The following is a 20,032-nucleotide window of genomic DNA, read 5'->3' as shown; positions in this document are numbered from 1 at the left end:
TTTTTTGTTGTCACAGATGCTTTTATATAAAATGCTGGTTAATCAGAATCATGGGATTAAATAGATGAATTCTTTATTGGTTATTTTGCTTTTAATACCATTTGTGGCATTTTCACATAGCCCAAAATTTCAACAAGTGGAGCAAGAAGCTAGGTTAATAGAAGTGACGCTTTCGGGCCGGATAGGGGTAACGGTTCTTGATACTAAAAATGGAGAATACTGGGATTACAAAGGTGATGAACGCTTCCCTTTGACAAGTACTTTTAAAACAATTGCTTGTGCAAAGTTATTGTATGACTCTGAGCAAGGGGATATTAATCTTAATAGTACAGTCAAAATTAAAAAGACAGATCTTGTGACGTATTCTCCGGTTATAGAAAAGTATGTAGGACAAGCAATAACCCTCGATGATGTGTGCTCTGCAACCATGAAAACAAGTGATAATACCGCGGCAAACATCATCATAAATGCAGTAGGGGGCACAAAAAGCATAACTGATTTTGTAAGGCACACAGGGGATGAAAAAACTCGCTTAGACCGTTTTGAGCCCGATTTAAATGAAGGAATACCAGGAGACTTAAGGGATACAACGACTCCTAAATCAATAGCAAACACTTTAAATGAGCTATTATTCGGCTCAACACTTTCTCCAATGAGCCAAGAAAAGTTAAAAACATGGATGGTCAATAACCAAGTAACTGGTAACTTGTTGCGCTCAGTGTTGCCTGAAGGTTGGAACATAGCCGATCGTTCCGGGGCTGGTGGCTTTGGTGCTCGAAGCATTACAGCTGTAGTATGGAGTGAACATCAATCACCGATCATAATTAGCATCTACATAGCGCAAACTGAGGTCTCAATGAAAGAACGCAATGAGGTGATCGCTAAACTAGGGAACTCCATTTTTAAAGTTTATACATCGCAGTCTCGTTGATAAAGCTAACGTTGAGGTCTTTCATGGATAAAGAGTAAAGTCTGATGATCCTCCCAGAACAGCTAAACCATTGAATCAAAATAGCAACTCGGCTATGGTTGATGGATTAAAAGATAAATAAAACGAGTCACTCTTAAGGCTCGTTATAGAGGGAGTTGGTACAGGTGGATATTGAAGTTGCTTTGGTAAACGCGTTTACAGTAAATGGCAAAGGTGGCAACCCTGCAGGCGTTGTTTTTAATGCTGACAGGCTCACAGATGCTCAAAAATTAAAAATTGCTCAAGTTGTCGGGTATTCAGAAACGGCTTTTGTTGCTAGTGATAATGAAGCTGATTTTGAGGTGTCTTTTTTTACTACAACAGCAGAAGTTGATTTTTGTGGTCATGCTACGCTAGCTACTTTTTCTACTATGTTCCAAGAAGGTATGCTTACTGCGGGCACTTATGTTCAGCGCACCAAGGCTGGCATGTTATCTGTGAGTATTGAACCAAATGGTAAGGTTGTCATGGAGCAGCAATTACCTGAAAAAATAGCTGGTTTTTCATATCAAGAAATTGCCCATGTGATAGGTATTGAAAGTAATATACTTGAAAGCACAAACTTACCTATTGAAGCTATCTCAACAGGACTAGCCGATGTCATTATTGCTGTTCCTCATGGCTATTTAGATGCAATAGAGCCAAACGATGAACGTATCGCTGATTTTTGCAAACAGCATAACCTTGTTGGCTTTCATGTTTTTGAGCTTTGTGAAGTGCAAAGTAAACATACAGCCAGCTGCCGTAATTTTGCTCCTTTGTTTGGTATTTCTGAAGAGTCAGCAACAGGAAGCTCTTGTGGGGCTTTAGCATGTTACCTTACCGAGCATCTTGCTGAGTTAGGGAGTGAATATGTTTTTGAACAAGGTAGGGCTATGAATTGCCATTCAATAATTACAGCATCTGTTGAGTCTAACAATTCAATAATAAACAGCGTAAAGGTGGGTGGTTTTGCCAATAGTATAGGCTCAGTAATAGTCGCCGTATAACAGCTACTCTCTTAAGCCTAGTAATTGACAATAGCGTACAATTGACTGTTTTTATTCTATGTTGAAGAAGCTTGTTTTAGCGAAGGTTAGATTACTTTAAAGGACTCAGTGTGAAATGAATACTATATTTTTGCCCATGTTCGCGCACGTGATTTTGTGTGTTGTGCTATATGGTTTGCTCACTATTGCCAGAGCTCCAAGTGTATGGGGGCTTGGTAAAAGAGCGGATGGCTCTAATCCATTTCAATCTATACAGCCAAAACTCAGCGCTAATTTGAGCAACCAATTCGAGTGGCCGGTATTTTTTCATCTGGTTTGTGTGCTTTTAATTTCTACTGATTCAACAATTAGTTCAGCTTATTATTTGCTGGCTTGGGTCTTTATCGCTGGGCGAGTGTTGCACAGTGGCGTTCAAATATTCACTTCAAACATCAGGCTGCGAGGAAGTGTTTTTACTATTAACTTCATCGCAGTACTCGCAATGTGGGTGATGTATAGCATTGAAAAAATGAGCAGTTAACAAGGTGGAAAGACTCGCAAACGTATCAAAAAATCAAACTAAACAGCTTGTAACCACTTAGGCCAAAAATAAGCATTAACACCGGTAAAGTAAGTAAGTTTACCAGCAGTGAGTTGGTGTATTTGCCCATTACTGATTTTTGGTTAACCAGCCACACAAGGTAAGTGGTGACAATAGGCAGTAATAGGCCATTAGCTGCTTGGGCAAAAATTATCACGGCAACAGGGTCTAAACCCAGAGACGCCACGGCTGCACCAAATAATAAAATAATAATCGCGACACTTTTAAAGCGGGTGTTATCCATTTTATTTGACCAACCTAACATGCCACATACTGCATATGCACCGGCAAGGGGAGCTGTTATTGCGCTGGTTAAACCTGCTGCAAATAAGCCAATAGCAAAAAAGTAATGGGCGGCATCGCCAAGTAATGGCTCAAGTTGTACCGCCATGTTGGCAGCGCTAATTTGCCCTGCATCTGTGCCATAAAATGCCACTGACGCGGTTGATAAAATTGCCAGCGTGATCACGCCACCTAAGGTGATAGACACACCCGTATCTACATTAGTTTGCTTAATAACTTTTTGCTTATCACTTTTGCTGTCGTGTCTTGCAGCTAAAACACCTGAGTGTAAAAATAAGTTATACGGCACTATGGTGGTGCCCACTAATGCCAATACCGTGGTAATTGAACCCTCTGGCATACTAGGAATAAACCCTGCTAACACATCACTCAGCGAGGGAGCAGCCATAACTAACGTAGAGATAAACACTAGGCTCATTAAAATCACTAATAAAATAAGCGCGTTTTCAACGACTTTGTGTTTACCGCTGTAAAGTAACACCGCACTTAAAAATGCAATGAGTGGCGTCCAAAGCTGGGCATTAACATGAGGGAATATTTCAATTAATCCCATGCTGGCACCGCTAAGGTTGCCAGCTTCATAGGCGGCACTGCCTACTCCAATGGCGCTGATCACTAAAAATATAGCGAGAGATTTAAATAGGGGCGTTTCAATGTGAGCTCTTAGCGCTTGCGCTAAATCTTGCCCGGTGGCTACGCCAAGGCGCGCCGCCATAGATTGTAATAATATGGTGGCAATAACTGAAAACAGTAATGTCCATATTAGTGCAAAACCAAAGTTTGCACCTGCCACGCTGGCAGTCGTAATAGTCCCTGGTCCAATGAAGGCAGCGGTGACGAGTAGTCCTGGTCCTAATCGCATAATTGACCTTAATAGTACTTTTGTATATTGCTATTTAAAGTTACATCTAACGTTTTATAACGCGATGCCTGTATTATTGCTGCCACTTATATTAAGTGCCTTGCAGCGATAGCCGCCCCTTGGCAAACCCTTTTTTGATGATAATCATATGTTAAAAAAGGTCGCGTAGCATACCAACTTATATATAAATTTAAAGGGGGTGTGGCGCGTTTGCACAAAATTAATACAATCAACAAATAAAAGTAATAACCGCTTACCTCAGTTTAGGGCTTATTTAACGGCTTAGAGGATGACTGAATAACCTTAAATTGTTCACAGGTTTATGCCAATAACTATAGGCACTATAAACGCTTTGCACGCACTGTATTCACGCAAAGGGTTTGAATGCCCTAAATATCAATTCATGCCATCACGGCTTTAATGGCCTCTAAGCCTTTTCGCAAAGTGCTGGCATCGGTTGCATAATTAATGCGAATACACTGGTGTTTGTGTGCCCAAGCATCATCAATACCAATAAAAAAATTATGCCCGGGAATAATATAAACATCCTGCTCTTTAAGCTTTTGGTAAAGTTGTTCGCTGGTTATTTTTGCCTCTTTAAACCACAGCCACATAAAAAATGCGCCTTCTACTTTGTGTAAGTAAACGGGGAGGTGGGCAAATATTTCATCAAACAAGTTCATTGCTGTTTGTGCTTTTTCTCGATAAAAAGGCAGCACTGAATTTTTACACAGCGGAAGGAGTTCATCTTCATTAATAAGGCGCGTTACTAAACTTGGGCCAAAACTGTTCGGCGACAAAACCATACTGCCATTCACACGGCCAATGGCTTTAATTATGTCATTGTTAGCCACTACAATACCGGTTCGCAAACCCGGTAGGCCAAGCTTTGAAAGTGACATGCATAAAATAATGTTTGAGTTCCAGGTTAAGTTTGCGTCGGTATAAATACACCCAGGGAATGGGTCGCCGTAGGCGTTATCAATGATCAGTGGGATATTATATTGCTTAGCCAATAAATCGAGATGCTGTACTTCTTCATCAGTAATGACATTGCCTGTTGGGTTAGTCGGGCGCGATACACACAGTGCGCTAATGCTGCTGTCGCTTGCTAATACTTGCTCAACAGCTTTAAAATTAATAATATATTTAAATTGGTTTGAGCCACTTTCAGTATTTAAAATTTCGATATCGGGCTTTATTGCTACAAACATATCGTCAGTTAAGCCTTGATCTGCATAGCCTACATATTCAGGTGCCAGCGGAAATAAAACCTTTTTATGGCTTCCATCAGGCATACTTCCAGCTAACAGATTAAATAACACAAAAAAATTGGCTTGGCTGCCATTACCAAGCGCTATATTATTTGCGGTTAAATCCCATGAGTATTCACTTTTTAGTTGCTTGGCCAGAGCTGCACGAAATGCATCATTACCCGTTGGGCCATCGTAAAGTCCAAATACGTTGGAAAGTGTATTATTAGCAACAAGCTTTTGTAACTCATTGATAAAAATATCATTAACCTCAGGCACTAGGGCCGGATTACCACCACCGAGCATAACAATATTTGGATTGTTACTGTTTTTAGCATCGCCTAAATCTTCCATTAACTGAGTAATACCATTAGGTTGAGTAAATTTAGTGCCGAAGTTTGAGTAATCCATAATGACCGTGTGCCTTAAAAAATGATAAGTTAGTGTAAATTAACACTATGAATTTGATATTGAAAAATTTTCACCGATTAGATTACTATAGCCATAACCCGCTATAATCGTTTTTCATATTTTAAGTAGGGCAGCCTTATCAGCAACCTTGAATCACACACTAAAACACCTTTAAACACCACAGCAGACGATTCGGTTATTACTGATACGATTCTTAAAATTGCCACTTTTAACTTGTTTAATTACCTTGAGCCGCCTAATGCTTATTATGAATTTGAACGCATATACACCGCAGAGCAGTGGGCTAAAAAGCAGCGTTGGCTTATTAATTACTTAACCGAGCATCAGCCTGATGTGATTGGTTTTCAAGAAGTATTTAGTATTGAGTCGCTTAAAGAATTAGTTAAAGAGCAAGGTTATGCGTACTTTGCCGTGGTAGATGAGCCCCAGGTAATCGACGACTTTATTTACAAACGCCCTGTTGTGGCAATAGCCGCAAAATACCCAATTGCTGAAGTGGCAAGTGTTGAGCATGACCATGAGCTTGCTGAAACCCTTGGTTTAACTGAGGATTTTACATTTAGCCGAAAGGTGCTTAGAGCTACAATAACCTTACCGCATATCGGCAACACGGATTGTTATGTGGTGCATTTTAAGTCTAAGCGCTCAATGATAGAGCTTGATGAGCAAAACAAAGACCTCACACCCGAAAAAAATATTATCGAGCTATTAAAAGCCGATATAGCAGGGAGTTGGGGCTCAACTATTCAGCGCGGCAGTGAAGCCACATTACTGATGATGGACATCATTGCGCGCCGCGAATCTACACAAAATCCAATGGTTTTAATGGGCGATTTTAACAACGACTTAGCTGATGGCGTTTTAAGCCATTTACTAACAAATACACTGCGCTTTGCCCCCACGTTTGACAGTAACACTTACCTTGCAAAATATTGCCTTAACGACGCATGGCAGTTATTTGCAAGGTCGCAATTAAATTTGGCTAATCAAAGTAATGAAAATACAGTGGATTTAAAGCGAAAGCCTACCCATTATTTTGGCGCGAGCAGCTCAGTGCTTGACTACATTTTGTTGTCTTGCGAGTTTGACTCAAGTTACGACGACAGCTTTTTTGAGGTGAGCCAGTACCATACTTACGATCGTCATTTAATTAACCCTGAATTTGAGCGTGATGATTTAAGCACCGATCATGGCGTGGTATTGATTAGCTTAGCATTAAGGTCGTAGCGGGTTTTGTTACTATAAATTGTAAGCTAATCTGCCGCTGACATAATTAGTATTAAGGCGCTCAGTAGGTGCCTTGATGTTTTCCCTTTCTTTTATCCTGCTGTTTTAAAAAATCACTAATAATTAGTGCATTAACTCTAATTTATATTGATCCACATCATCTTTATTAACGGTGAGAGTGGTAAATTAGTGACGCTGGATTTTTAAGTTCGTTTAAATCGCTTATTACAACTACCCTTGTTGTACTTACAAAGCAGGGTTGCTTTTATATAACAAATAGCGTGCTGTATCCTAAAAATTTTTACCTTGACTACCCTCACTTATATACTTTTTACATACATGGAGTTTTAGCACATGACAATTAAATCAACGTTCAAATCTTTGAGTAAGCTCGCTGTTTTGGTCATTGTGGGCGGGGCTGGCTGGTATGCTTGGCAAACCTTGCAGCCTACATCATTTGCTGAACAACTCCCTGACAGTGTTGCCTATGGGAATGGGCGAATTGAAGCGACTGAGTACGATATTGCTACAAAATTACCGGGCCGCTTAGTTGATGTTATGGTGCAAGAAGGCGATATGGTTAAAGCGGGTCAAACGTTAGCGGTTATTGACACTGATGATTTAAACGCACAGTTACGTGAAGCTGAGGCGGGGCTTCGTGTTGCCAATGAGTCTCGTAAATACGCATTAGCGATTGTAGAGCAGCATAAAAGTGAGCTTAATTTTGCACAAACTGAATTGCGCCGCTCTGCAAAATTATTGGAAAAAGGCCATATTTCAAAAGAAGTGGTTGATCAACAACGAACCACCTCTGCTATTGCGCAAGCTGCTTTAACCGCGGCAAACGTAAAAGTTGTGCAGTCGGATGCTGAAATAGAAGCAGCGCAGGCACGTATTGAGCGATTACAAAGCAACATAGCCGACAGCACGCTCACAGCACCAATCAATGGACGCATATTGTATCGATTAGCTGAGCCTGGAGAAGTGCTTGGCAGTGGTGGCAAGGTTTTATCGTTATTAGATTTAACCGATGTTTATATGAGTATATATTTACCAACAGCGCAAGCGGGCAAGGTAACAATAGGCTCACAAGCGCGCATTGTTATTGATGCTGTTGCCGAGTATACATTGCCGGCTAAAGTGACGTTTGTATCTGCACAGGCGCAATTTACCCCTAAATCGGTAGAAACCCGAAACGAGCGCGATAAACTGATGTTTAGGGTTAAGGTAAAGCTCGACTCGCAGTTATTAAAAGATCATATCAAACAAGTAAAAACAGGGGTGCCAGGGCTTGCTTATGTGTTGCTAGCACCTGAAAAAAATTGGCCTACGTCGTTACAGGTACGAGTACCTGAATAATGGATAACGCTAATAATAACACCGATAAAAACGCGCAACAGCCACCTCTTGAAAGTGTAGTTACGCTTACTAAGGTGAGTCATCGCTATGCTAATAATCGCGTGCTGGACAACATTAGCATTTCATTACCTGCCGGGAAAATGGTTGGGTTTATAGGCCCTGATGGCGTAGGAAAATCAAGCTTGCTGGCACTTATCGGAGGGGCAAGGGCGATTCAAGATGGGGAGGCCGAGGTATTAAGTGGCAATATGCGTAGCAGTGGTTTTCGTAATATGGTGTCGCCACGTATTGCTTACATGCCTCAAGGGCTTGGCAAAAATGTGTACCCAACACTTTCTGTGTTTGAAAATATAGATTTTTTTGGTCGCCTTTTTTCTCAAAATAAAGCAGAGCGCAATCAACGAATTAATAACCTTTTAAAAAGTACAGGCTTAGAGGCATTTGCAGATCGCCCCGCAGAAAAGCTCTCTGGCGGGATGAAACAAAAACTCGGTTTGTGCTGCGCATTGATCCATGACCCTCAATTATTGATTTTAGATGAGCCAACAACCGGGGTTGATCCGCTATCGCGTCGTCAATTTTGGCAATTAATAAACAGTATCCGCGCTGAAAATACACAGATGAGCGTACTGGTTGCGACCGCCTACATGGAAGAAGCCGATGATTTTGATTGGCTAGTCGCTATGGACGATGGAAAAGTAATCGGTACGGGCAGCCCACAAAATCTAAAAGCACAAACTAACAAAGAATCGCTTGATGAGGCGTTTATAGCATTACTTCCTGAAGAAAAACGCCATGATCATCAGCGGTTAGTTGTGCCACCTCGTAAACAAGACTTAAACACAACCCAGTTCGCTATAGAAGCAAATGGATTATGTAAAACATTTGGTGATTTTACCGCTGTTAACAACGTGAGCTTGAGTATTGAACAAGGTGAAATTTTTGGCTTTTTAGGCTCAAATGGCTGTGGAAAAACTACCACAATGAAAATGCTTACGGGGTTACAACCGGCAACCAGTGGCGAAGCAAAATTGTTTGGTGAAAAGGTCGATGCCAATAACATCGAAAGCCGCAAACGCGTTGGTTTTATGTCGCAAGCGTTTTCGCTTTATAACGAGCTTACAGTGAAGCAAAACTTGGTATTACATGCTCGTTTATTTCACTTACCCGCAGAGAAAATAGAGCCGCGCGTTAAAGATTTAATTACTCGGTTTAACCTTAAAAAATACAGTGACGATTTTCCTACCGATTTGCCCCTAGGTATTCGCCAGCGTTTATCGCTTGCTGTTGCGGTAGTACATAGCCCTGAAATGCTCATACTTGATGAGCCCACATCGGGTGTAGACCCCGTTGCAAGGGATGACTTTTGGCAGCTACTCATTGAGCTTTCGCGCGAACAAGGCGTGACTATTTTTATTTCGACTCACTTTATGGATGAAGCGGCTCGTTGCGATAGAATTTCGTTAATGCATGCAGGTAAAATACTTGCCAGCGATACGCCAGCTGCACTGTGCCGAGCGCGTAATACCGACACATTAGAAGCTGCTTTTATTGCATATTTAGAAGAAGCAGTAAATGCAGCCGGAGCAAGCTCGGCGTTACAAGCATCGATAACTGATAAACCCAAAGTATTGGCTAAAGCGCCCGCTACTCGTAAAAATAACACTAACCCCACATTTAGTTTGTTGCGGCTATTTGGTTATGCGCATCGCGAAACGCTAGAGTTATGGCGCGATCCTATTCGCCTAACGTTTGCTTTACTGGGCTCGATAATTTTGCTGTTTATTTTAGGTTACGGCATTACATTTGATGTTGAAGATTTAAGCTTTGCGGTACTAGATCAAGACCAATCGCCCGAGAGCCGCAACTACATTCAAAATATGGCAGGTTCACGTTACTTTATTCAAAAAGCAGATATTAAAAGCCCGCAAGAACTTGATAAACGAATGCGCAGTGGCGAGTTAAGCGTGGCCGTTGAAATTCCACCTAACTTTGCTCAGCAATTTAAACGCGGCCGTAAACCTGAAATTGTAGTGTGGATTGATGGTTCTATGCCGTTTAGGGCAGAAACGATTAATGGTTATATGAGCGGCGTGTATTATAGCTATTTAACCAACTTATCTTTGCGCACTTACGCACAGGTACCCAATTTAGTGCCAGCTAATATTGAATCTCGCTATCGTTATAACCAAGATTTTAAAAGCATTGAGGCCATGGTGCCGGCGGTTATTCCACTACTATTGGTATTTATTCCTGCGATATTGATGGCGCTTGGCGTAGTGCGGGAAAAAGAGTTAGGTTCAATTATAAACTTATATGTCACACCGGTTAACCGGCTGGAATTTATTATTGGCAAACAGCTGCCTTACATTTTAGTGAGTATGATCAGCTTTTTTGGCTTAGTCGCACTTGCTATTACCGTGTTTGGTGTGGCGCTAAAAGGCAGCTTTTGGGCGCTTAGTTTGGCTGCATTATTATACGTTACAGCGACTACGGGAGTGGGGCTATTAATTTCGGCTTTTACAAAAACACAAATTTCAGCATTGGCAGCTACTACGGTGGTTGTGTTGATGATTGCCGTTAACTTTTGTGGGCTAATTGACCCCGTTTCTTCCTTAGAAGGGTTTGGTGCGATTATTGGCAAACTGTTTCCGACCACCTACTTTTTAGAGGCGTGTCGGGGGGTCTTTAATAAAGCACTTAATTTTTCTGATTTATCAGCCCAGCTACTGCCTTTATTCGCTTTTATACCCGTGCTGACTCTGGCCAGTGTATTTTTACTTCCAAAGCAGGACAAATAGCCATGCAACGTCGCGGAAACATTATTAATTTAGGTATTAAAGAGTTGCGTAGTTTATGGCGTGATAAGATTTTGCTGCTATTCGTTTTTTTTGCTTTTACTGGGCTGATTTATGTGGTGGCTTCAGCCACGTCGATAGAGTTAAATAATGCGCCGATTGCAGTTGTTGATCACGACCAATCGCAATTATCTAAGCGTATTATTAATGCCTTTTATGAGCCTTACTTTAAAACACCAGACAGTATTTCATTAAGCGATGTTGACTCAGCTATGGATAATGGCCGTTATACTTTTGTGCTTAATATCCCGCCTTATTTTGAGCGTGATGTACTTGCAGCTAAGCAACCTACGATTCAAGTAAATATAGATGCTACGCGCATGTCGCAAGCATTTATTGGTGATAACTATATTCAAACCATTATTAAAGGCGAAGTAAATGAGTTTGTGCAAGGTTATCGAACCGTTTATTCACTGCCAATAAAGCAATCGGCGCACATTATGTTTAATCCAAACATGACAAGTGTATGGTTTGGTAGCGTGATGGAATTAATGAACGTGATCACAATGATTTCGATTATTTTAACTGGCGCCGCGGTGATCCGTGAACGCGAACACGGCACATTAGAGCATTTATTAGTGATGCCGTTAAGCCCCTTTGAAATAGTGATGGCGAAAATTTGGGCCAATGGGTTAGTGATTTTATTACTGACTACGTTTTCATTATTTATTGTGATCGAAGGTTTGTTACAAGTGCCTATTCATGGCTCGCCAGGCTTATTTTTATTTGGCGTTGCTATTCATTTATTTGCGACCACATCGCTGGGTATATTGTTGGGAACGCAGGCGCGCACTATGCCGCAACTCGGGTTATTGATGATCTTAATTTTATTACCATTACAAATGCTCTCTGGCGGTGTTACGCCGCGAGAAAGTATGCCTGAGGTGGTGCAAAATATTATGTTATTGGCGCCAACAACGCATTTTGTAAAATTTGCTCAAGCAATTTTATACCGAGGGGCAGGGTGGGATGTAGTTTGGCCTTACTTTTTAGCGTTAGTTGTTATTGGCAGTGTGTTTTTTACTGTTGCATTAATGCGCTTTCGTAAATCAGTGGCGCAAGGTTAGGGTATTAAAATATAACGCGTGTTTTCAAAAAAGTGGCTGTTTAAGATAAAGCCACCCGTTAACGTTAAAGCGCTAATGGGTGGCTACTGAAGATACCATCCGCAATAATAATTAAGCGAATGGGGATGACTTAGTTTAGTCTTGGGTTAATTTCTAAAGGAGACAGCGTAATGGTCGCATTACTGCTTGCTCCTTTATATTCTTGATAGTCTTTGTTTTCAAACAGCGTGTAAAAAGCATCAACATAATCGTCATTATTAGTAAACCATTCATCCGGCATTGCTTTTAGTAGTTCATTGGTCAGCTTAGGGATAATGGCATAACCTTGCGCTTGTAAATCAGGAATGCTCGCCATTACTTGCTCTGATATTTCTAATAATTTTATTGCTAGAGTTTTATAGTTGGTGTTGTCATCTTGTTCCATTAAGAGTAAATCGACCGCTTGCCAACGATAACGCTGCCAATGAATTAAAACCTGATTAGGGCTGTAATCGGTTTTGTCATGATCTAAATAAGGTAAATCAACGATATCTAATATTGGTTCATCTCGGGTCGGGTCGATACCCGTTACAATGGCATAAATTTCAGCACCACCTGAGATCCAAGGTTCTTTGTCATCTTCTAAGCGTATTTTTTTCAATACACTGGTTTGCAGGGGTTGTTCATTGCTTAACTGGTTTTGTGGACTAACCGTGGTTTTACTGAATTTGTTAGCAGATAAAATTCCTCTCATTACTGCAATACCCGCATCTTGTACTTTTTGTTGATCTAATTCGACAATAAATACAGGTTGGGTCGGCATTTGATCAACACTAAGATAGTGAATGTCACCAAACTGATCGAACGCTTCAATCTCGCTCCATTGCGAATCGTCACCAGCAGGTGCAAATGCAAATAAAGGGCGTTCGCCTTGCTGCCAAGCGTTAAGCATTTCATCGCTAGCCAAACGCACTTGTAACAAACTACCGGTGTTTTGTGGTAAACCTTTAAGCTGTTGTAATGCGCTGTTTGCTAAACGAGTATTTTGTTGTGTGTGCATGCCTAAAGACGGTAGCTGATCCGCATTCAAAACCAGTTTATATTGGCTTAGCGTTTGTTTAAGATCAGCGTTTAATACACTGTAATTAAGCGCTATTTGTTTTGCGAAATTGCGTTTAATGGTGGTTACGTCTTTGTATTGCGCCAACTTAGACAAGTTTTCACCTTTTTCGATTTCATATTGAGCTGAAAAAGCGGGCGCTGATACACAGTTCAATAGCGCTAAGGTTGCCAAGCATTTGGTTATTTTATTCATCATATTTATTTTACTGTTCCGTTATCAGTAACGCTATAAAACAATACTTAGAATAAATAATCAAACAAAATTTATAAAGTACGTAATTAGCATTGTTTTTGTGGTGGCGCTTATGCCTATGCTACATAAATACCAAGCAGCTGTTATAAAGTAAGTTTTATATAAAGAGTGAATCTATTACAAAAAGTTATTTTGCGGAAAAGTAATTATTATATACATCAGTGGCTTATATATGGCTTGATAGTTGCTGTAACTACTACTCTAATAACAACACAAAGGATTAAACAATGACCGATATAGCACATTCAGCGTTTTTAGCATTTTATTTATATTTAATTATGGTGTTAGTACAGTGGGCAGTGGCGACGTTTAGTAAAACCAAACAGCCTGGCGCTGTTCCAGGAAAAATTGATAAAGACCTATCTCATGAGAGTTTTATATTTAGAGCGCATCGCACCTTTCATAATACATTAGAAAACAGTGCGTTATTTATAGGAACGGTTTTATTTGCTTTTGTGATTAATTACCACAGTTCGGTTTTTGCAATCTGTATTTGGGTTTACGTCATTGCACGTTTAATTCATATGGCACTGTATTACGCCATTGCCACAGAGAAAAACCCCAGCCCGCGTAGCTACTTCTTTTTGATTGGCGTGATTGCGAATCTAGTTATGTTGGTGATGCTAGGGCTAAGATTAGCCAGCTAATAAAACCTGATAAAGCGAGAAGCATTATTTGCTTCTCGTTTTTTAATTTAATTATCTACTACAGGTTTTTTTGTGCGAGTAACCCAAAAGCAAATTAACGAACCAATAGTCACCAGCACAACACCTTATAAAAAAGAGTCAGCTAAAGCAACGGATAAGTAAATAGAGGCAAACACAGTTGAAAAAATAAGGGTAAAATAAGACAAGGTGCCTAAAAGTATCATATTTCCACCTATAAATGGCTGACTTCACAAAGCAAATCCTGACCCAATAACAAGAGTATCGAGACTGGAAATACGATGATCTACTTATGGAGCTTGAATTTAAGGCAAACGATATACTCTTGCTTATTTCAGCTTAAATAACTATGAATTGTATGCTGTATCGTGGTACGAAAAATCGACATTGGGACGTAAAATTCAGTTTAATACGTCATCATCGATGAAAAAGGTACGTACAAAAGTTCGGCGTTTTAATCGGAACTTCACATAGCAAACTATTGCTTTCTAACCGACCTTTTTCTAAATATATTTGGTTGCCATCCCCAGTGTAGGGCACCGAGCCGTAAAAATACGGTAATAAAGAGTGCGCCTAAAATACACCAAACATAAGGTACTTCTAATAGAAACAGTGTGGCATAAGTTAAGCCGCCAGATAGACACGCGGTGGAGTAGAGCTCTTCGCGCATGACAAGCGGGACTTCACGGCATATTACATCGCGCATTAGACCACCAAAGATGCCCGTGGTCATGCCCATAGTAATAGCCACAATCATCGTAGTGCCTTCGATTAAGGATTTTTCAATGCCAACAATATTAAAAATTGCCATGCCCAAAGCATCGACCAGCAACATGTAATAGTTTGATACGTGAGGTAAATGACGAATAAATATTACGGCGATAAATATGGCGCTGTATGTTGCGTATAAATAATCCGGTTCGGCTATCCAAAATACTGGGTGGTTTAATAATACGTCGCGCAGTGTGCCGCCGCCGAGCGCTGTTACTGACGCGACAACCACAACACCAAAACCTCCAATGTTTTTTTCATGGCCCATCAGAGTACCTGAGATGGCAAAAAACGCTACCCCGATCAAATTTAACAAATGAAAATAGTCAGATGCCATTGTGGTCTCCATACCATTACCAAAAAAGTAGCCTATTAGAATAGCGTACTGATGATTTATTTAGCCTGAACATAGGTATGGTGCATGATTAAGTTTTAAAACAGTGCTTGCAGCGCTCTTATATTCTCAGTACAAGAATGCAAATAAGCGCTGATACAGCTAAATTCGGCACTATAAATTGACTTAAAGCGCAAGTAAATTGAACGCATTAAATGGTTGTTCGTCCATAAATAATTGCTATTAGCTGTTGTTATAGTTATAACTGATGTTGGTTGTTTCAGAAGTTTCTGAAAGTAAAAGGGAGGTTATCGAGTGTTTTGCACTCAAATTACTAGGACAATACCCATCTAATGCGCGTGCTTTGCGCCTCTCTAATTGGAGAAGTAAGTGAATAAACATGTTTTTGCTGCTGCCCTCAGCTCTGTTATGGGCTTTACGCTTCCAGCGTTTGCTGATGTTCCAAACCCGATTGATACCCCATATTCCGGCACTATAAAAATAGCGGTTGATGCCACAGATCTAGCTCATCGTATTTTTAAAATAAACGAAACTATCCCTGTTAATGCTGGTGAAATGACTTTGCTTTATCCACAATGGATACCTGGACATCACTCACCAGTTGGACCAATAAGTCAGTTGGCTGGATTAAAAATGTCAGCAAAAGGTAAAGTGATCGAATGGCAACGAGATCCTGGCAATGTATATGCTTTTAATCTTAAGGTTCCTAAAGGTGTACGTGAGTTGCATGTTGAATATCAATTCTTGTCACCACAAAGTTCAGAGCAAGGGCGCGTTATGATGACGCCAGAAATGCTCAATTTACAATGGGATACAGTAGCGCTTTACCCTGCTGGGCACTATAGCCGTAAAATTAAATTTCAACCGAGTGTAACGTTACCAAAAGGGTGGCAGTTTGCTACTGCACTTGAAAAATCTTCGCAAAAAGGCAATACAGTTACCTTTGAGGGAATTGATTTTGAAAACCTTGTAGACTCGCCAATGTTTGCCGGTAGCCACTATAAGCGTGTTGATTTAAACCCAAATGCAGATACTCCGGTGTTCTTAAATGTCTTTGCCGATAAAGAAAAAGATCTTGAGATCAGTGCAGAAGGGTTAACAGCACACCGTGAGCTTATTCAACAAATGTATGCGCTTTATGGTGCACATCACTTTGATCATTATGACTTTTTACTTGCCCTGACAGATAAGTTAGGCGGCATCGGCATGGAACATCATCGCTCAAGTGAAAATAGCGCGAAAGAAAATTATTTTTCTGACTGGGATAAGTCATGGGTCGGTCGCGATTTATTAGCACACGAATTTAATCATTCATGGAATGGTAAATATCGTCGCCCTGACGCATTATGGACACCGACCTATAACCAAGTTAAAGAAGCTAATGGTTTATGGGTATATGAAGGGCAAACACAGTTTTGGGGGCAAGTCATTGCGGCTCGTTCAGGACTTTGGAGCCAAGAAAATGCGATGGATATGCTAGCTCGTTTAGGTGCAACCTACGACCAAGGACGCCCTGGCATGGCATGGCGTAATATTTTAGATACAACCAACGATCCAACTATCGCTCAGCGTTCATCTTTGCCTTATCGTAGTTATCAAATGAGCGAAGACTATTACTCTGGTGGAGAATTAATTTGGTTTGCGGTTGATGCAAAATTACGTGAATTGAGTAACAACAGTCATTCATTAGATGATTTTGCCCACAACTTTTTTGGCGTAAACCCGGGTGATTGGAATGTGTTGACCTACAAATTTGATGATGTGATTAACACGCTTAATGGTATTGAAAAGTATCAATGGGATGACTTTATTAATTCGCGTTTAAAAGGCCATGTTAACTTATCTAAATCACTGGAAGACCAAGGTTGGAAATTGACCTATAACGATAAAGCCTCTGAGGGCATTAAAGCAATTGAAAGCCGCTATAAATCAACTGATTTACTTTATTCTCTGGGCTTCTCGGTAAATAAAGAAGGCAAAATGCGTGACGTATTATGGGATAGCCCTGCATTTAATGCGGGTCTTGCGCCAAGTATGCAAATTGTTGCCGTTAATAATACTCAATTTAGTGCTGATGCACTCAAAGATGCAGTGACGGATGCTAAAGGCTCAAAAGCGCCAATTAAGCTCTTGGTGAAAAACTTTGATCAGTACAGTGAAATCCAGATCGATTATCATGATGGCCTTAAATATCCTCACCTTGAACGCATTGAAGGTAAGCCTGACTATTTATCACAGCTACTAACCGCACGATAAAATAAATCCGCGTAGGTTTATCAATACTTTTAAATATACCCACAGAGTGTGGGTATATTTATTTTATGCTAACCGATTATGATTTAGCATGTACGTTGGAGTTCTGGTTATTTTTTCATCGCAAAGTAATCCACAACTAACTGCGTCATCGCATTCACGCCTAATTGCAGTGCTTGCTCGTCAGCGAAAAACTGTGGTGAATGATTACTTGCTGCCGTTTTTGCATCTTGACCTTGTGGGGTAACACCTAAAAAGAAAAACAATCCAGGAGTTTCTAAAGCGTAATAGCTGAAATCTTCAGCGCCGGTGATCAAATCAGTGGTAATGATATTCTCAGCCCCAGCAACTTTAGTTAGTGTTGGCGTCATTTTTTGCGTGAGTTTTACATCGTTTACGGTGACAGGGTAGCCGTGGTCGATATGTACATCAGCTTTAGCACCACCGGATTCAGCGACCATTTCAGCTGTTTTCACTAAACGCTTTTTGATATCAGCGCGCATTGCTTGGTCAAAGGTGCGAATAGTGCCAATTAACTCGACACTATCCGGAATGATATTGGAACGTACGCCGCCATTAATAGCACCAAACGAAATAACTGACGGCGCTTTAGTAACATCAACTTGGCGAGATGAAATTGTTTGTGTGGCCATAATTATTTGTGATGATGCAACAATCGGATCAACACCATTCCATGGTCGTGAACCATGAGTTTGGCGGCCTTGTACATTAATTGTAAATGAATCTTCACTGGCCATAAGCGGGCCTTCACGGAAGCCAATTTGGCCTGTGTTTAATGAACTGGTTACATGTAAACCAAACACGGCGTCAGGTTTTTCTTTAAATAAGCCTTCTTTTAGCATGAGTTCAGCACCGCCTTCTTCACCTTCTGGGGCACCTTCTTCAGCTGGTTGAAAGACAAATAATACATCACCCGCTAAGTCATCTTGAATTTTAGCCAACGATTCAGCTACAGCCATTAGAATAGCGACATGGTTATCATGGCCGCAGGCGTGCATAACACCGACTTCGTTACCACGGTAGGTTGAGGTCTGAGTTGAAGCAAACGGTAAATCAACTTGCTCAGTGACAGGCAGGGCGTCCATATCGGCACGCAGCGCCACTAAAGGGCCTTTTTTACCACCTTTGAGTTTAGCAACTACACCCGTATGGGCTATCCCAGTTTGTACTTCGAGCCCCAGTGCTTTTAAATGTTTAGTAATGTATTTAGCCGTTTCAAATTCGCGGTTACTAAGCTCTGGGTATTGGTGAAGATGGCGTCGCCAAGTGATCACTTTTTCACTTACACTGTGGTTAGCTTTTTTTAGATTCTTGTTGAGCTGTTGATCAGGAGCAGCTGCAAAACTTGGTGCAGATAACGTACTTAGCAATAAGCCGCTGTAAATAACTTTGTGTAACATAGTGATCCCTTTTATTATTTGATTATTAAAACTAATGTAGAGTAAACCGATATGAATGAACAGGACCGTGCGATAGTTAACCAAGGAAATTGGTTTAGTAGCCGCTCTAAAGAATTTCAACACCAGCTATTGTTACATGCAAAAGTAATTAAACTCGATGCGGGTGAAGCATTATTTTTAAGAGGAGATGAAAATGCGGGTTTATACGCTGTTGTTAATGGAGTTATGCGAGTTAGTGGAGTAAATGGAGAAGGTAAAGAAGCGGTACTGAGTTTTATAGATCCCGCTATTTGGTTTGGTGAAGTTGCTTTATTTGATGGTGGTTTGCGTACCCACGATGTTTATGCACAAACACCCGCTCGATTGCTACATGTACCGCATCGGGCACTGATACAATTATTAGCAATCACGCCTATTTACTGGCATGATTTTGGTGTTTTACTTTCACAAAAAATGCGGCTGCTGTTCACTTCATTAGAAGATCATGCTTTATTAACTGCCCAGCAAAAAGTCTGCAAACGGCTGGTTATGATGGCAACCATGTCGCTGCCCAGTAATACCGCTACTATTATGTTATCGCAGCAACAACTCGCAGATATGACCTATTTAACTCGTCAAACTATTAATCAAATCTTGCAGTTATTAAGTGAAAAAAAGCTTATTTCCCTGCATTACCAGCGTATAGAAATTCTTGATAAACAACAGCTGGCTTTACTTGTACATTAGCTGCGTTATTATTTTTACCTGATATAAGTACATTGGCCTTAAATTTGCTTTATAAAATAAAACTATCAATGGATTTGAAGCAATGAGCTCACTAATATTTAATAATCAGTACCGGACAGAACCTTATAACCCTCCTGTGCAAGCGAAAAGCATAAGCCATCCTAAAGCGGCAACCGAATTGCCAGAAACGGCAATAAATAGCCAAGCTAATACTGTTAGCAGCCCTAAAAACCCTTTATATGGAAAAGACTTTTTAGAAAAAGCAAATGAAGCGCTTATTTATCAACGATTAGGTGTTGATAAAGATAAAATAGCTGAACTTAAGGCCGCGATTGAAAAGCTGACAGAAAAAATACAAGAGCAGGGAGGGGGGAATGACGAATTAGCAAAACAAATGGAATCGTTACAAAAAATGCTTGGACAAGAATATCAAAAAGGCCGTGAGTTACAATCTAAAACTCCGGATCACGATAAAGGTAAAATCATAAGCGCATTTGTATAAGTGGATTTTACAAATGTCGGCTAGAAGACATTGTTACGTTGTGTTAACTGCTAAAGTAAATAATAAGATAATTATATAAAGTAAA

At 40.4% G+C, this 20,032-nt stretch carries 16 protein-coding genes and 1 pseudogene; 12 read left to right on the top strand and 5 right to left on the bottom strand.

From position 1 onward, the window contains the following. The first annotated feature begins 64 nt into the window (after window positions 1-64). From blaCARB to H5203_RS01030, 3 genes are all read left to right on the top strand, one after another. On the top strand, window positions 65-931 hold the full coding sequence (gene blaCARB / locus H5203_RS01040; RefSeq protein WP_182819213.1) for a CARB/PSE/RTG family carbenicillin-hydrolyzing class A beta-lactamase: 867 nt from the start codon (window positions 65-67) through the stop codon (window positions 929-931). 164 nt (window positions 932-1,095) lie between these two features. Beyond that, the gene (locus tag H5203_RS01035; protein WP_145233111.1) at window positions 1,096-1,959 is read left to right on the top strand and encodes a PhzF family phenazine biosynthesis protein; all 864 of its coding nucleotides are present in this window, start codon (window positions 1,096-1,098) and stop codon (window positions 1,957-1,959) included. Window positions 1,960-2,074: 115 nt separating this feature from the next. Further along, window positions 2,075-2,479, top strand: a complete 405-nt coding sequence (locus H5203_RS01030; protein ID WP_145233112.1) for an MAPEG family protein — start codon at window positions 2,075-2,077, stop codon at window positions 2,477-2,479. Window positions 2,480-2,504: 25 nt separating this feature from the next. On the opposite strand, the gene H5203_RS01025 is transcribed toward H5203_RS01030, so the two are convergent. Both H5203_RS01025 and H5203_RS01020 read right to left on the bottom strand, forming a co-directional pair. Continuing rightward, window positions 2,505-3,704, bottom strand: a complete 1,200-nt coding sequence (locus H5203_RS01025) for an Nramp family divalent metal transporter (RefSeq protein WP_145233113.1) — start codon at window positions 3,702-3,704, stop codon at window positions 2,505-2,507. Window positions 3,705-4,105: 401 nt separating this feature from the next. Next, a complete protein-coding gene (locus tag H5203_RS01020) occupies window positions 4,106-5,368 on the bottom strand; it encodes a valine--pyruvate transaminase (protein WP_182785154.1) in 1,263 nt (420 codons plus the stop codon). A 234-nt stretch (window positions 5,369-5,602) separates the two neighbouring features. Between H5203_RS01020 and H5203_RS01015 the strand changes: the two genes are divergently transcribed. From H5203_RS01015 to H5203_RS01000, 4 genes are all read left to right on the top strand, one after another. Further along, the gene (locus H5203_RS01015) at window positions 5,603-6,616 is read left to right on the top strand and encodes an endonuclease/exonuclease/phosphatase family protein (RefSeq protein WP_182819212.1); all 1,014 of its coding nucleotides are present in this window, start codon (window positions 5,603-5,605) and stop codon (window positions 6,614-6,616) included. A gap of 354 nt (window positions 6,617-6,970) precedes the next feature. Continuing rightward, window positions 6,971-7,975: an HlyD family secretion protein gene (locus H5203_RS01010; protein WP_149982547.1), complete on the top strand. Its 1,005-nt coding sequence runs from the start codon at window positions 6,971-6,973 to the stop codon at window positions 7,973-7,975. Continuing rightward, window positions 7,975-10,776, top strand: coding sequence for a ribosome-associated ATPase/putative transporter RbbA (gene rbbA / locus H5203_RS01005; protein WP_182819211.1), 2,802 nt, complete (start codon window positions 7,975-7,977; stop codon window positions 10,774-10,776). Before H5203_RS01010 ends, rbbA begins: the two co-directional genes overlap by 1 nt. A gap of 2 nt (window positions 10,777-10,778) precedes the next feature. Beyond that, a complete protein-coding gene (locus H5203_RS01000; protein WP_182819210.1) occupies window positions 10,779-11,900 on the top strand; it encodes an ABC transporter permease in 1,122 nt (373 codons plus the stop codon). 130 nt (window positions 11,901-12,030) lie between these two features. Here H5203_RS01000 and H5203_RS00995 read toward each other — a convergent pair whose 3' ends face one another. Further along, window positions 12,031-13,197: a DUF3103 family protein gene (locus tag H5203_RS00995; RefSeq protein ID WP_182819209.1), complete on the bottom strand. Its 1,167-nt coding sequence runs from the start codon at window positions 13,195-13,197 to the stop codon at window positions 12,031-12,033. Between the two features lie 284 nt (window positions 13,198-13,481). On the opposite strand from H5203_RS00995, the gene H5203_RS00990 reads away from it, so the two are divergent. Further along, window positions 13,482-13,901, top strand: a complete 420-nt coding sequence (locus tag H5203_RS00990) for an MAPEG family protein (protein ID WP_182819208.1) — start codon at window positions 13,482-13,484, stop codon at window positions 13,899-13,901. 274 nt (window positions 13,902-14,175) lie between these two features. Beyond that, window positions 14,176-14,393, top strand: a pseudogene (locus H5203_RS00985) (ClbS/DfsB family four-helix bundle protein); the annotation flags it as partial. 4 nt (window positions 14,394-14,397) lie between these two features. Here H5203_RS00985 and H5203_RS00980 read toward each other — a convergent pair. After that, window positions 14,398-15,027, bottom strand: a complete 630-nt coding sequence (locus tag H5203_RS00980) for a trimeric intracellular cation channel family protein (RefSeq protein ID WP_182819207.1) — start codon at window positions 15,025-15,027, stop codon at window positions 14,398-14,400. A gap of 387 nt (window positions 15,028-15,414) precedes the next feature. On the opposite strand from H5203_RS00980, the gene H5203_RS00975 reads away from it, so the two are divergent. Beyond that, window positions 15,415-17,301, top strand: a complete 1,887-nt coding sequence (locus tag H5203_RS00975) for a peptidase M61 (RefSeq protein WP_310736538.1) — start codon at window positions 15,415-15,417, stop codon at window positions 17,299-17,301. A gap of 107 nt (window positions 17,302-17,408) precedes the next feature. Here H5203_RS00975 and H5203_RS00970 read toward each other — a convergent pair whose 3' ends face one another. Continuing rightward, window positions 17,409-18,719, bottom strand: coding sequence for an amidohydrolase (locus tag H5203_RS00970; protein WP_145233121.1), 1,311 nt, complete (start codon window positions 18,717-18,719; stop codon window positions 17,409-17,411). 51 nt (window positions 18,720-18,770) lie between these two features. Here H5203_RS00970 and H5203_RS00965 point away from each other — a divergent pair, with 51 nt between their 5' ends. Beyond that, window positions 18,771-19,445, top strand: a complete 675-nt coding sequence (locus H5203_RS00965) for a Crp/Fnr family transcriptional regulator (protein WP_145233122.1) — start codon at window positions 18,771-18,773, stop codon at window positions 19,443-19,445. 82 nt (window positions 19,446-19,527) lie between these two features. Further along, on the top strand, window positions 19,528-19,947 hold the full coding sequence (locus tag H5203_RS00960; RefSeq protein WP_145233123.1) for a hypothetical protein: 420 nt from the start codon (window positions 19,528-19,530) through the stop codon (window positions 19,945-19,947). Window positions 19,948-20,032 lie beyond the last annotated feature (85 nt).

The organism is Pseudoalteromonas sp. SG41-1, assembly GCF_014164575.1.
Lineage (GTDB): Bacteria > Pseudomonadota > Gammaproteobacteria > Enterobacterales > Alteromonadaceae > Pseudoalteromonas > Pseudoalteromonas rhizosphaerae.
The sequence above is the reverse complement of the archived record's forward strand: the minus strand, read 5'-3'. Positions and strand labels throughout refer to the sequence as shown.